Annotated in this window: 14 protein-coding genes; 4 read left to right on the forward strand and 10 right to left on the reverse strand. The window is 45.5% G+C overall.

Annotation, left to right across the window (positions count from 1 at the left end):
• Positions 1-395: 395 nt before the first annotated feature.
• The 3 genes from tusA to rph are packed head-to-tail and all read right to left on the reverse strand — an operon-like array spanning position 396 to position 2,020.
• On the reverse strand, positions 396-656 hold the full coding sequence (gene tusA, locus ABWV72_RS16820; protein WP_353371877.1) for a sulfurtransferase TusA: 261 nt from the start codon (positions 654-656) through the stop codon (positions 396-398).
• The gene (pyrE, locus tag ABWV72_RS16825; RefSeq protein ID WP_342805896.1) at positions 646-1,287 is read right to left on the reverse strand and encodes an orotate phosphoribosyltransferase; all 642 of its coding nucleotides are present in this window, start codon (positions 1,285-1,287) and stop codon (positions 646-648) included. The genes tusA and pyrE overlap by 11 nt, the downstream gene beginning before the upstream one ends.
• A gap of 19 nt (positions 1,288-1,306) precedes the next feature.
• Positions 1,307-2,020, reverse strand: a complete 714-nt coding sequence (gene rph / locus ABWV72_RS16830; RefSeq protein WP_353371879.1) for a ribonuclease PH — start codon at positions 2,018-2,020, stop codon at positions 1,307-1,309.
• Positions 2,021-2,602: 582 nt separating this feature from the next.
• On the opposite strand from rph, the gene ABWV72_RS16835 reads away from it, so the two are divergent.
• The 3 genes from ABWV72_RS16835 (at position 2,603) to ABWV72_RS16845 (ending at position 5,451) form a co-directional block, all read left to right on the forward strand.
• Entirely contained in the window at positions 2,603-3,466 is an 864-nt protein-coding gene (locus tag ABWV72_RS16835; protein WP_216047740.1) for a YicC/YloC family endoribonuclease, read from the forward strand.
• Between the two features lie 315 nt (positions 3,467-3,781).
• Positions 3,782-5,032, forward strand: coding sequence for a tyrosine-type recombinase/integrase (locus tag ABWV72_RS16840; protein WP_353371881.1), 1,251 nt, complete (start codon positions 3,782-3,784; stop codon positions 5,030-5,032).
• 251 nt (positions 5,033-5,283) lie between these two features.
• Positions 5,284-5,451: a hypothetical protein gene (locus tag ABWV72_RS16845; protein WP_353371883.1), complete on the forward strand. Its 168-nt coding sequence runs from the start codon at positions 5,284-5,286 to the stop codon at positions 5,449-5,451.
• A gap of 55 nt (positions 5,452-5,506) precedes the next feature.
• Here ABWV72_RS16845 and ABWV72_RS16850 read toward each other — a convergent pair whose 3' ends face one another.
• Positions 5,507-5,986: a PIN domain-containing protein gene (locus ABWV72_RS16850; protein WP_095500538.1), complete on the reverse strand. Its 480-nt coding sequence runs from the start codon at positions 5,984-5,986 to the stop codon at positions 5,507-5,509.
• Entirely contained in the window at positions 5,987-7,039 is a 1,053-nt protein-coding gene (locus ABWV72_RS16855) for a helix-turn-helix domain-containing protein (RefSeq protein ID WP_353371886.1), read from the reverse strand.
• Between the two features lie 543 nt (positions 7,040-7,582).
• Between ABWV72_RS16855 and ABWV72_RS16860 the strand changes: the two genes are divergently transcribed.
• Positions 7,583-8,284: a hypothetical protein gene (locus tag ABWV72_RS16860; protein WP_502902150.1), complete on the forward strand. Its 702-nt coding sequence runs from the start codon at positions 7,583-7,585 to the stop codon at positions 8,282-8,284.
• A 286-nt stretch (positions 8,285-8,570) separates the two neighbouring features.
• Here the strand turns inward: ABWV72_RS16860 and ABWV72_RS16865 are convergent, their stop codons facing one another.
• From ABWV72_RS16865 to ABWV72_RS16885, 5 genes are all read right to left on the reverse strand, one after another.
• Positions 8,571-9,038: a type II toxin-antitoxin system death-on-curing family toxin gene (locus ABWV72_RS16865; RefSeq protein ID WP_353371888.1), complete on the reverse strand. Its 468-nt coding sequence runs from the start codon at positions 9,036-9,038 to the stop codon at positions 8,571-8,573.
• 16 nt (positions 9,039-9,054) lie between these two features.
• Positions 9,055-10,068: a DNA-binding protein gene (locus ABWV72_RS16870; RefSeq protein WP_353371890.1), complete on the reverse strand. Its 1,014-nt coding sequence runs from the start codon at positions 10,066-10,068 to the stop codon at positions 9,055-9,057.
• Positions 10,069-10,080: 12 nt separating this feature from the next.
• Positions 10,081-10,917, reverse strand: coding sequence for an ATP F0F1 synthase synthase (locus ABWV72_RS16875; RefSeq protein WP_353371892.1), 837 nt, complete (start codon positions 10,915-10,917; stop codon positions 10,081-10,083).
• A complete protein-coding gene (locus ABWV72_RS16880; RefSeq protein WP_353371894.1) occupies positions 10,917-11,474 on the reverse strand; it encodes a KwaA family protein in 558 nt (185 codons plus the stop codon). The genes ABWV72_RS16875 and ABWV72_RS16880 overlap by 1 nt, the downstream gene beginning before the upstream one ends.
• A 115-nt stretch (positions 11,475-11,589) precedes the next feature.
• Positions 11,590-14,211 carry a DUF2357 domain-containing protein gene (locus ABWV72_RS16885; RefSeq protein ID WP_353371896.1) on the reverse strand — a complete coding sequence of 874 codons (2,622 nt, stop codon included), beginning with the start codon at positions 14,209-14,211 and terminating at the stop codon, positions 11,590-11,592.
• Positions 14,212-14,228: the final 17 nt, after the last annotated feature.

Raw genomic sequence — 14,228 nt, forward strand, 5'->3', positions numbered from 1 at the left:
GGCCATGCTACGGGAATGTTTCTTTTAGGCAGGTGTTTTAACCCCGCGCAATCGTGCGATACTCCATGGCCTAAAGGCCGTGCTACGGGGAATGTCTCTTGTAGGCGGGTGTTTTAACCCCGTGCAATTGTGCGATCTCCCATGGCCTAAAGGCCGTGCTACGGGGAATGTCTCTTGTAGGCGGGTGTTTTAACCCCGCGCAATTGTGCGATACTCCATGGCCTAAAGGCCGTGCTAAGGGGAATGTCTCTTGTAGGCGGGTGTTTTAACCTCGTGCAATTGTGCGATATTCCATGGCCTAAAGGCCGTGCTAAGGGGAATGTCTCTTGTAGGCGGGTGTTTTAACCTCGTGCAATTGTGCGATATTCCATGGCCTAAAGGCCGTGCTACGGGAGTTACACGCCTTTACGGATGAGATAAATATAGGGGGCGGATTCGGTATGGGAACACACTAATGTATGCCCCATGAATCGACAAAAACTCGGCATGTCGCGAGTTGTCGAATGGTCATCAGCTATCACACTTAATGACTCACCTTCTTGCATATTGCGGACCTTCATACGAACCATCATTACCGGCTCTGGACATCTAAGCCCCAGCGCATCAAGATGATAATCAGCGGCAAATTCAGCCGGAATCGTAAAATCAGATCCCATAGTCCTGCCGATATTGTTCGATGTTAGCCAAATGTTCCGCCATTTCAGGTTTCAGTTTTAAGTACTCAACTAAATCACCGAGATTAATAATAGACACAACTTGCGTACCAAAATCACGCTCGACTTCTTGAATAGCTGACAGCTCACCTTTGCCTTTTTCTTGGCGATCCAAAGCGATTAACACACCAGCAAGCGTTGCGCCGTGGGCATCAATAAGTTGCATTGATTCACGGATAGCCGTACCTGCGGTGATCACATCATCCACCAGCATGATTTTGCCGTTAAGAGGACTACCCACCAAAGTGCCGCCTTCACCATGAGCTTTAGCTTCTTTGCGATTAAAGCAATAAGGTGTATCGATGTTATGTTTGTCAGCCAATGCAACCGCCGTAGTGGTCGCAATAGGAATACCTTTATAAGCTGGGCCAAACAACACATCGAATTCAATGCCAGAATCAATTAAGGCCTGTGCATAAAATTGCCCAAGTTTAGCCAAGTCATTGCCGGTATTGAATAAACCAGCATTGAAAAAATAAGGGCTCAATCGCCCTGATTTCAATGTAAATTCACCAAATTTCAATACATTGCGAGCTAAGGCAAATTCAATAAATGCTTTTTGATAATCTTGCATATCTTTTTATAAACCCGTTCTAGTTTAACGAACTTTTTTGAACATCGAACAACTCACGCAGACCATGTTTAGCTAATTCAAGCATCTCGCTCATTTCGTCAAAGCTAAACGGTTCGCCTTCGGCAGTACCTTGAACTTCAATTAATTTGCCAGTTTCAGTCATCACCACGTTCATGTCTGTTTCAGCGTCAGAGTCTTCCAAGTACTCTAAATCAGCGATAGCGTTACCTTTATAAACACCCACTGATAATGCGGCAATCATAAACTTAAGCGGATTCGCTTTCAAAATACCTTTGCTGCGCATATAAGTTAAAGCATCAACTAGAGCAACACATGCACCGGTAATAGACGCGGTACGAGTGCCACCATCAGCCTGAATAACGTCGCAATCTAGGGTAATCGTATTCTCACCCAATAATTTTAAATCAACCGCTGCGCGTAAAGAGCGAGCAATTAAACGTTGAATCTCTAAAGTACGTCCGCCTTGCTTGCCACGAGCCGCTTCACGACCTGAGCGAGTATGGGTAGAGCGTGGAAGCATGCTGTACTCAGCAGTTATCCAACCTTTACCTTGGCCTTTCATAAAGCGCGGCACACCTTCTTCAACGGTAGCGTTACAGATAACTTTGGTATTACCAAATTCAACCAACACCGAACCTTCAGCATGACAGGTAAACTGGCGAGTTATAGTAATAGGACGGATTTGACTGGCAGTTCTTCCACTTGGACGCATTTTTAAACTCCTAATTGATATGGCGCAGGATTATAACGTAACTCAACCAAATGTTGCAGTTAGCGACGAAATAAATCCCAAACTTGTACAAAGCGGCTTTAACCCGTCGATATTCTAGGTCAAATCCCATGGCCTAAAGACCATGCTACAAGATAAATTTACCATCCTACCCTGTAGGAGGCAGCTTTAACCCCTCAACATTCCGGTGCAAATCCCATGGCCTAAAGACCATGCTACAAGATAAATTTACCATCCTACCCTGTAGGAGGCTGCTTTAGCCCCTCAATATTCCACAGCAAATCCCATGGCCTAAAGACCATGCTACAAAATAAATTTACCATCCCTCCCTGTAGGAGGCTGCTTTAGCCCCTCAATATTCCACAGCAAATCCCATGGCCTAAAGACCATGCTACAAAATAAATTTACCATCCCTCCCTGTAGGAGGCGGCTTTAACCCCTCAACATTTCAGCGCAAATCCCGTGGCCTAAAGGCTTAGCTGCGAATAACAAAAACCACTGCGAATTTTGTTAATAACGCGTAAACTATGCCAGCATTCAAATTTAAATTATTGAGGAATACCCATGATATATAGCATGACAGCATTTGCCCGCAACGAAATAAAAGCAGAATGGGGCACCGCAATATGGGAAATTCGCTCGGTTAATCAACGCTACCTAGAAACCTTTTTCCGCCTTCCAGAGCAGTTTCGCTCACTCGAACCAATGTTAAGAGAACGTTTTAGAAAACGTCTTCAACGGGGCAAAGTAGAATGTGCATTACGCTATATTCCCAACGATGCAGCAGCAGGCGAGCTAAGTCTTAATGAAGATCTTGCCAAACAGCTACTAAAAGCCGCCGACTGGGTACAATCTCACGGCCAATCAAGCGGCGTAAACCCCGTCGATATCCTGCGCTGGCCTGGCGTTATTGCCACGGTGGAAACCGATATGGACAGCATTCAAACCGACATAATGAAAGGCTTTGACGACACTCTCAACGACTTCATCCAAGCTCGCGCGGCAGAAGGTGTTAACTTAAAAGAAATGATTGAACAACGCCTTGAAGGAATACAAGAACAAGTCAAAATCGTGAGCGCCAGAATGCCAGAAATCATCACATGGCAAAAAGAGCGACTATTAAGCCGCTTCGAAGAAGCAAAAATCGAACTTGAAGCGGGCAGAGTAGAACAAGAGATGATCATGCTTGCACAAAAGGTCGACGTCGCCGAAGAACTCGACCGACTCAACTCCCATATTGGCGAAACTCACAACATCCTCAATAAAGGCGGCGCATGCGGCCGAAGACTCGACTTCATGATGCAAGAATTCAATCGCGAATCAAACACCCTAGGCTCAAAATCTATTCACGCCGACATCACCCAATCAGCCGTGGAATTGAAAGTGTTGATTGAGCAAATGCGCGAGCAGATCCAAAACATCGAATAGTTTTTTCACCCGTCCAAGAATGTCTTAGAAGCCCTGTTATTTGCTTGTAAATACAGGGCTTTTTTATTTTTCCCGTCCAAATCGGTTTACAGATGTCCGTTACCAACTGCCTGTTTAGTGGTGGGCAGAATGGTGGGCAGTCCCCTCATTTTGGCTCAATAAGCATTTTGCGGTGAGCAAATTGGTGGGCAGTAAGTTACCCAATTTTCGCATTTAACTCGCCACCACAACAGGTTAGCTGCTGATTCAATAAGCAAATCGGTGGTGGGCAGCCATTATTGCCCCCTCCATTATTTCAGCAACTATGGAGTAAACATGGGAAAACTCACAGCAAAACAGGTTATTGCATACAGCAAAGCCGACCCCAAAAAATATTCAGATGGTGAAGGGCTATACTTTTGCGTCCGCAAACAAGGCTCGCCTTACTGGATGATCCGCTACACCACAGCCAAAGGAAGACGAGAAGCAACCTTGGGGCAATTTCCTTTAATGTCGTTGGCAGACGCTCGAATTGCCGCCGCATACTTTCGAAAGGAAGTACGTGACGGCATAGATCCTCTTCTAGAAAAACAGAAAATCGAGTTACCTGACATTGAAACCGTGGATCAACTGTTCCATGACTGGTATCGAACCGATCTTAGTCGACGACTTAAGCATCCCAAGATTCCGTATCGGGTTTACACCAAAGACATAAGCCCAGTCATTGGCATTAAGTGTATTGCTGAGGTGACCGCACGTGACGTGCGGGAGGTGCTAGAGCGCATTCGAGAAAGTAACCGCCCTACCATCGCCAACGATACCTTAATGTACATGAAGCAGCTGTTTCGGCATGCGATAAAGCTCGACTTAACCCTGAACAACCCAGCCGCAGCATTTACCGTGGACGATGCCGGTGGCGTGGAGTCCAGTAAAGACAGGATGCTTAGCAAAGAGGAAATTCACTACGCCTTTAGCGTGTTTCATACCCATATCAATAGCTTTGGCCGCGACAACTACCTCGCTTGCTGCCTGTTTTTGGTGTTGGGCGTGCGCAAAAGCGAATTGTGCGAAGCCATGTGGCGTGAAATGGATTTAACCACGGGCGTATGGGACCTACCCAAGGAACGAAGTAAAACTGGCGTCCCAATCAGCATTCCCTTACCACGCCAAGCTATTGCCTGGTTTAACGAGTTGCAAATCCGCGCTTGTGGCTCGCCTTATGTTTTCCCAGCCAGACGAGCAAGCCATCGTCCACATATGGGGCCAGATACGCTAAACCGGGCCATTTCTAAACTCTTTGGTCGCGAGCCTGGGCGCAAAAAACAGCCTCCCAACAAAATGGGCAAACTTGAACACTTCACCGTACACGATTTGCGCCGCACCTTTCGCAGCCTTGCCGCCTGTTTAGGCATTGCAGGCAACGTGGCCGAACGCTGTCTTAACCATAAGCTAAAAGGCGTTGAGGGCATCTACGACCGCCACGATTACTTTGAAGAGCGCCGAATTGCCCATCAAACCGTGGCTGATGTGGTTGAACCACTGGTGAACTTTGAGCCACATTCGCAACAGCACGCAGGAGGGCGTTAACATGCCATTTATGATGCGACTTGCCCCCATTACCTTTCCAATCGCCATGCTGGCAGGCCTTGGTTGGTGTATTGGCATTGCCCTACTCGAACAGCCTTATGGTATAGGCTACGCATTTACTCGGTATTGCCTGATGGTATTCGTGGTACTCGCTCCTTGGCTGACGCTAAAACTCACGTTCTACGTGATTGTCAGTCTAGGACGCAAACTGGGGCTCATCCCGCCTGCACGTCCAACGCACAGCTTGGGGTATGAAGAATCACTCTATTGGTTCAGAGTATTGGCCTTCTTCGATGGCAAACGCAGCCGCATGCCGAAAAGGCCCATCAGGCGAAGCTAACAAGACAGCCAATTGCGCACTTACCGTGGGCAGTTGGGACAATGGGGCAACACTTGATATGCCGAGCTTTAGAGGGTGAATAAGAGGAAATTAAACTGCCCCAAGGAGTGGGGCAATCGGGGGCTATGCAAAGTTTATAATTGGGTTAAACGCTGCTTTGCAAGCGCCCAAGGTAAGCGACGACCAGCTTTTGCCATTTTATCGTAGGCAGCTTGAGCTTCTTCAACTGACAATACACCATGGGTGACGAGCTGCTCAACAACCCATAGCGTACCTTGAACTAATATCGCTTCTTTTTCAGCCGCCTTCCTAAGCGCCATATCCCCAGTTAGCAATGGACACTGTTCTTGTTTCGCCAACGCAAGTGCAAAGCAATCGTTCATGCTAGGGCCAGCATACTTTTGCCTCAGTTCAAATGAGTACATCATAGACTCAGGGCTTAACTCCCCCAACAACAACCCTAACTCGAGTAAATAGCCATGTTGATCGCTTAACTCCTCGTGGAATAACACATCTGGAACTTTGAACTGGTAAGGCAAATTGAAAAAGACGCCTAATAATTGGCCTTCTTCGAGATCAATGAGGATATTGGCATCACTGATCAACAAATACATTTAAACAGCCTCAGCCAACATTTGGCGCTGCTTATGCAATGCCATCACTGACATCTGTAACAGCTCAGCGGCTTTCGATTCACTAACAATTCCCTCTGCCAATGCACGATAAACCAACTGCTCAAACAATAATGTTTGTTCTTGTGGATAAGTGTTCCCAGGCTCTTGCTTTCGCCAACCGTTTTTTGAGAACTGTATAAATATTTGGCGTTTTTTCTCTTCGGTGATCACACCAAGGTCGGCACTGCGATACAAACAAGCTGCCATGCTTAAGCCATATTCGTGTTTCAGGAAATATAGCTCTTTGGGGTCTACGTTCGAACGTCGCTCTCCTAGATGCTGAAAAAGGCCAACTTCGGGCAGTAAAAACGCAGAAGCAAAGCGGTTGCAGGCCATCTCTTCGTCAAGGGATTCATCGAGTAAGCCATGTAAAACAAGGTGGCCAAGCTCATGCGCCAATGTGAACCGCTGGCGGCAACCAGGCCAATGAGAAGACACAACAACAATTGGCTGCCCTGATATTTTGGCTTGTAACCCATCAAATTTATCGGCTTGGGGTACGTTACTGACAATCACCAGAATACCTTTAGACTCAAGCAAGTCGATTAAGTCTGGCAATGGATTCATACCTAACTGCCAATCAGTACGGACTTTGGCGGCAACCTGCTCTACTGCGTCTAAAGTGCTTACAACAGGAACGTCGGGCTGGTAGTTAAAACTCGCTATCGGGAAGTTTGGCCATACATTTTTAAGTGATAACCAGCGTTCGGCTTGGTCAACCACATCAGACTCAATCTTCTTTAGCAACTTAGCTGAAGCTGAGGCTTTTTTACGATACTCCACCTCCCCCAAAGTCACCTGTGCTGGGCGAAAGAAGTATTCAGTACGAACCGACAAAGCCGTCGCCAATTTAAGTAAGACCCCCGACGAAGGCATACTCTGGTCGTGCTCGTATTTCTTAACCATGTTGGCACTAATACCAACTTGCTCACCCAAGGCCTGCATCGACAGGCCAGCGGCTGCACGGGCTCGTTTTATGCGCTCTCCAATCATACAGACCTCTGGTTTATAAAAACTAAAATTATTTTAAAAATATAAACCAAGTTGGCGTTTTTGTCGATTGGTTTTACAGAGCAATCATTCGCGTGTTCGCGCACACACTTCCCCATGCCTTTACCCCCTTACGCCAAAACCACTATCCGTTTGGCTTTTGGATCGAAACGCCAAACAGGGAAATTAGCCCATTCTCTGTTTGGCTTCTCGATTGAAATCCAACGTTGCTAAGCCTTGCCAGTACTGGCTCAAAGCAAGGTTTGGCACTTTTTGTACCCTAAACCAACCTCAGCATCAAAGTACAAACCGTTTGATTTTTTAAACCCAGAATGCAAACGATCGTTTGGCGTCTCGATTTTTTTGCACTAGTTGAATGCCGCCAAACAGAGCCGCATTGGACGATATATTTCAATCAGTTAGCCGCGCACAGGTCATCATAAAAAACCGATTTGACAGGTGAGTTTGATGGCCATTTCTTTCATCTAATTCACCACCGCGTCTGCACCCGACGACTGAAAATAGACGGCATGACGAACCAACAAGGTGATAAGTGACGTGTTATGGGCAAGTGCTAACGATTGGGATAGAGAATGGATACAGCAGGTGGTCGCTTTACTGGTTGGGCATGGCGCGTTTACCCTCTACCCCGCATTAAGCCAGTGCGATAATGCAGCCGAACGCCTAACCCGCTGGCTGACCTATCAGTTACCGCGCGTTAAACAAGCGCACCTAGGCTGCCCGATTCACCAATGGCTAAATAGCATTGGCGCACAAGTGATCGTAGAAAAATGGCAAAGCCCCGAGCAATGGCCAAACCTCTATTGGCTACCTTTACCTGAGGTTGATGGCCACCCGCAAGGCGGCTTGGTTTTGTTACCGGCACATTTGTTACCGGTATATTTGGATTACACGAGCCAAACCAGAACATTACAAGCAAACACACCGGCCAACGCCTGTATTTTTTGGTGCATCACGCCTTTGTCTAAAACAGGAAAGCGCGCTACCTTGCATCCCAAGCAGCAAAACCGCGCCTTTTGCCTGCCAAGTTCGCCAGAGCAAGTGGGCAAATCATGCACGGGGTTGTTACTGAGTGGCTTAAGAAAAGACAAGAGAAAACGAAACGGCAACGTGATCAGCCACCAGATCAACCTAGCGCTGCTGCACCACCTTTGTGGTCCTGAGAATGATGTGTGGATTACGAACAAATGCTTTGGTAACGAGAAGGAAACTCAGCAACAAGGCTAAATAGCTTGATATTTGTTATAAAGAAAACCACAATTTCACGCAAGTTCATTGAAGCTGGTTGAGCCTTTACCTAGTGTTTTGGCTCGTGGCTGCGCCTCAGTCGCCGTTAAGACTGGGGCTTATCTCTTTCAAAATACAACCTTGAATCACCAACCCCAAAAAAGAGTAACCCCTCACAGGGCGCTGATCTAACAGGTAGCGGGAGGAGTGTTGTTAGTGCGATTTTAATATTAACAATGCAAAATGGCCATCTATACGTACCATCTCGTGATGATCCACGAAATGGTTAGTAATCTTTTGCTGCTTCAATTGCTTCAAATATAGCCAATTTAACCGACTCAGGATAATCGTCGTCATAAAGTACTGAGCTGATGATCTGACGTAATAGATCCTTGTCGATCACGTTATCTGCAACCCAAACGACGATGTTTTCCATTTCTTTGGCAAAGCGCTTTACCACATAGTCAAAACCGTTTAATTCAAGGAAATAAGCGCCTAACACCAACGATGATCGTTTATTGCCATCATTAAAAGAATGGTTTTTATTAATGGAGAATACCAAGTGAGTCAGCTTGTCCTCCATTTCTGGATAATACCAGTCATTTTGTATGTGCTCTAACGGGCTGGCTAACTGACCAACGTCCTTGGTGCCTGCTAGCCCGCCAGAATGCTCTATAATCCAATCGTGAACGCTAATCGCGTGCGTCACATCGAAATAGAAGAACCGTAAGCTTGTGTCTGTAGAATCGCTCATAGCCACATTCCTTTGCTTATCGATCTTTCAAGCGTTTGAGTACAGCCAATGTTTCTGGATCACTCAATTGCTCTTCCAAAGAACGGCTCTTCTCACCCAAGAAGCGATCAAAATCAGCTTCGGGGACCGATTGAATATAAGCTTCCAGCTTTTCATGCAAGGCATCACGGAAGCACAAATCGCGGCTGGCCATTTTAGTTCTGGCATCCAAAATCAGTGGTTTAAACAGAGGATGACTTTCAAAACTCGTAAACAGACCCTCCGCCTCTTTCTGCGAAAGCTTGCGGCCTAATTTATTGCTGGCTTGCTCTAGTTCATGAGCAATGCCTGATTCGTAGCTGGCAATCAGATTAAGCACTTCTGAATATAGGGTCTCGCGGATATTGGTTTTCGTTGCTAGGTTTAAAACCTTTTTATATTCCGTCGCGTTTTCATGAAAAATGCTTTGATAGATCAAGTTTGTAAAACGTGCATAAGTCCACTTATTGACCTCTACATACTTATCCAATGCATCAGTGAACTGACGGCGGTAGTTTTCTTCTTGCAGAGCAGAGACAAGATAATTTTCATCACGCTGATTAATAAACTTGGTATGACCACCCACACGCTCAGCCATTACATCCAAGACAATATCCAGCAGACGTGAACGCAAAAGGCGTGCGGGTTCACTTTCAGTAAGCAGCATACCCAGATTCAGCACGGCACGAAAACTGAATACACCTAATACACTCGTTTTGGTACCGTCATTGATGTCGGTACCATCTATTAACCACTTGAATTCCTTTAGTTTTTTACCTTTTATCACCTGATAGCCGTTGCTTTTTAACTCATCGGCATGGCTAGATAAGTAGCGCTCAATAGTACGGTCTGTAACGTCATACAAGGCAACCACCTGCGCTTTGGTGAATACGGTCTCACCTTCAAAGATCACTCCTCCCAAGCCCAAGTGCTGCTCGGCTTGTTGCAGGGCGTAGCGGTTGTTAAGGATATTTTGACGGTCATGTGATGATGCGGTTAGGTCTTTAGCCATGCTACATACTCCTTAACCCATTGTCGTGACAGAATTAGCACAGCGTTTTTCCTTACCAAAGGGGGTGGTGTAAAAGCGCTGTTCTATGCCGTAAACCAATAATTTCAAGTCTTCATCCGTTGAGATTTCAAACTTTTGATTCTGTTGATCGAATTTAAGTTTTTGCTCGCAGTATCCATCGATATATTCAAGCATATTGGTTTTATCGTCGGCAGACATACTTTCAAGCGTTTTCATAGCAAGACCAATTCGTTTTCTATTGGGTGTTGAAACTTTTTCAACACCGTAGTCGTTACTCAGCTCTATGAATGACTCATCCAGAAACTGCTCTACTTCTTCTTTAGTCGCTTCTTTGTACAGTTCATCAATGCCTTTAAAAATGCTTGATATCGTTGCCAGATTTCTAAATACTAGGGTATCTGAGCCTTTAAAATACACAGCATCAGGCAAAGCGTTTATCACCAAACGGGTTTGGCTTTGTTCAAGGGTTGCCGCTTCGCCAAACACCAATGTTTTTCGCTTAACAAACAGGCTAGGGGTAACTTTTTGAAAATAAAAATCATCGCCCTGAACAGCAAATAAATAGGCAATTTTTGAAAAGTTTTCTTTGGTTAAGTCATCGTAGTCTTTTGAATCGAATACCTTCTGCAAAAGTTCAATACAGAACGCTTGGTTGCTAAAGCCTTCAATTTTAAACCATGAATCTTCATCGAGGTTATGGTCTGGGTTGTATGGCACACAGGCAGTTAAATCGACGGTAACTGGATCAAAAAGAGATTGCTCCGAAACCAATTTAAAAATACGTTTTTTTGCTCTTGTTTTTATGTGTGCCAGTATATGGTCCATCATTATTCTCGCTCGATAAAGGTGTAATTGTTAATGCGGTAAGCCAAGGGTATTTTAATATCATCAGGCTTTTTATAGCGCTCTTTACTAATCAGAAAAATTGCAGTGCCGTTTTTGGTGGTGATGTTGTAAAACTCATAACCAAACAACAAAAACAGCGGGTTGAAGTAGAGCGCCTGCGAAAGGTAGGTAAACACAAACAAAACCCCATAAACAAACCATAGGGTTTCCAAGTTGCCAATGCTCAACGCCACAAAAAAGTAACCCAAATAACTGGGTAAAAAACTGTTGTTGGCATGTTCAATACTGGTAACTTCACCCACTTTAAATTCGTCTTTGCCCAAGTATTTACTTAGCCAAATGCTCAAACGCGTTGATAGCATTGGTATTGCTAGGTAAAACAAATAAGAGACTGCGTTCGGAAGTGCGGCTGTCCAACCTAAAAAGTCTACTCCACCGAATAATTGGCCCAGCGTGACACCTTTTTGAACCAAAAAGATAATCACCAGCAGTGATGTAGCATTGGCGGTTAGTAAGACCCTAAACGCAGTATTGATCATTTTACTCTCACCTACTCATTAACTACGATTGAGAAAAGCCAATCACTGAGTCGAACATTAGCGGTATTGGCTGTCATTCTCTTAACCTTCTGCATAATTGATAACACTCCCTTACTCACACCATTGCCGCTTCGTACACTTTTTCCACCTCGGTAAACTTAGTGACGCTCTCTAGGCGAGTTAAGGTGGTGAGTTTCATGGAGTTTTTAATTGGGCGATGTGGCACGTTGGTCACTGGCGTTTGCAGTGACAGTGGTTTGCCTAACTCAAATAAATAATACAAATCAGCAGAACCTGACTTCTTGCCCGCTTGCTCTTCGGTAATGGCGTAGCGTGGTAACACTGTGACTCGTTTAACCGGCCAAAGTTTGTCAATTTGCTTGGATGAACTTTGAGTGTCTGAGGTAGACGCCAACGCTAAATAGCGAATTTCCTCGGCAATATGCTGCTTAAATTTCTGCAAAAACGTGCTTTGCGGCAGGTGATACCACAGCGCTGTGCCTTGCTCAAATTGTTCAAAGTAGCCATTATCACGGCCACGCTGCCCACCCAATGCCACTGTCATCGTCAAATCAGGGTACAGTACTTGGCGCATGCCGTAATACGGTATGCGTGCGGCTTCTTGTACGTAGAGCCTTTCCGCCATGCCAGCCACAGGATACATGGCTTCATTGTTTTGCTCTGTTTGTGCATTCGGCGCTGTGCCAATTTGCGCTTGTAAGAACTCTAGCAACCACTGGTGGCCGGAATAAAGACTCTTAGTCTGGGTTGATTCAGTTTGATTAAGTTCGTTTTGGCTAGGCCCATTTTGACTAGGTAAGAGGGCAAATGCGCCAATACCCACTTCTTCTATCGCGGCTGCGTAGGGGTTGGGTGCTGTGGCTGGATCAAAAAAACCTGGGTATAAAGCAAACGCACCAAAAACTGGGCGGCTTTTTTTAGAAGGTTGTCCTTCGATTTTACTGGATGGTGACTCAGGCAAGCGCGGCTCTGAAAAACGGGGCTCTGATAGACGAATCAAGGCATCCCGATAACGGTGCATTTGGTTGATGGCATCGTCTGGTACGTAATCCTTACTTTCGATATCTTCATTGCTGTCATCAAAGCGGTTTTTCTCAGTTTTAATACGGTACTTGGCATCAAACAGCCAAATAAACTGCTTTTCTTCTAATGAGTCTGCTTTCGTTAAATCAGCGCTTTTAGGCAGTGTCACTTCCAACACTATATCCGGCTCTTGGTTAACCAAGTACGAGCGGATTGATTGCCCCTTTTTGGTAAATTTCGGCTCGTGTGCCAGCCTAGCGGTCACACCATCGCTGCGTTTAAAACGAAAAGCTCCAGCAAAACCATCTTTTAGTTGGTACTCAAAAAAGTCATTTTGGGCGAGCTTAGTCGCGCTGTTTTCAACCAATTCGAAGCCGAGATCCTGCTCTAAAATCTGTTTCAAACACAAAAAACACCACACTTCGTAAATCTCGGCTACTGATTTCATTGAAATGCTCGACTGATTACCAAACACATCTAAATAAAATTTCAGCTCCTGCCAAATACGATACACCGCGCTGTAACCGGTTTTTTGCTGAAGTACTAACGACTCACGGTTTAACCCTGTGTATGCGCCAACCTCTTTTAAAAAACTTTGACTTAATACTTTTTGCAACGGTTTTTGCCAACTATGCAGCTCATTTAAAAATGAATCTGACAACCGTTGCCGTTCTGGTGCTTGGTTACTCTGCCTAAGCTTTTGTTCAAACTCCGCTAATTGCCGCTTGCTTTTACTCACCGCCATTTTAATAAAGCGGTTTTCTGGGGTATCGACACTCAGTTGCTTTTTTTCGACCGAATAGCGCTTATCGTACTGGCCATTAGCAAAGTCTTGCTTAACTTTCTCGGCTAACTTATGTGGCAGGCGGCCTTTTAATTTGGCCGCTTTAATATTGGCTACCGTCGGTTGCAAACGGCTATGTGGTGCGGCACAAATCACTTTTAAGCCTTGCTCAAAACGCGCCCGTAACGCGGCAAAATTAGCTAACCACATAAGTGGAAAATGCCCACGATGCTGGCTTGTCGCTGCATCTTGCTCGGTTTTTTCGACCAAACTAAAGCGCCAAAGAGGGTACACTTTGTCTATAGCTTGGTACATGGCGGGCAAGTCTTGGTGAAGTGCCATTTTGGTTGGTAGCACTTCAAAGGCTATGTGCTGAGTCTGTGTTTTGCCATTGTGTTCAAAGGTAAGTGGCAAACGTAACCAGCCCACATCATTACCGGTATTAATGGTGCCGGTTAAACGTGCGGGCACTACGCCCCTTGCGGTTTTTACTTCGGGAGCAAAACGAAATGCCTCATTCACGTTTTGGCTTCGGTGAGTTAGCCGCGCATGAGTTACTTCACTAAAAAAGACCCACTCAAACTGGTACTGAGTATTCTCAAAAAACAGCGGGGAATTTAATGTAAGCTCAGCGTGTTTCGCTAAGCCATTGGCAACAAGATCATTTTCGGCTAAGTCACTTTCATCTAACCCACTTTGTACCAGATCATCTGCAACTAGCCCTTGCGGTTCAATAGCATTGCTCAGCTGCGCTGCTGGCGCAAAGCGCAATTCATAGCTAGGTTGTACATCATTAGCGCTCGCCCTGTGCGCCACTGTATTCTGGTACACATGCAACCGCTGGCTAATATCATTCGCCCAGACTGAAAACTCAAAGTCGGGGGTTTGTAATCGTATTAACTCTGGCATTCCCTACCACTCCTTAC

The sequence above is a fragment of the Aliiglaciecola sp. NS0011-25 genome (assembly GCF_040370605.1).
Lineage (GTDB): Bacteria > Pseudomonadota > Gammaproteobacteria > Enterobacterales > Alteromonadaceae > Aliiglaciecola > Aliiglaciecola lipolytica_A.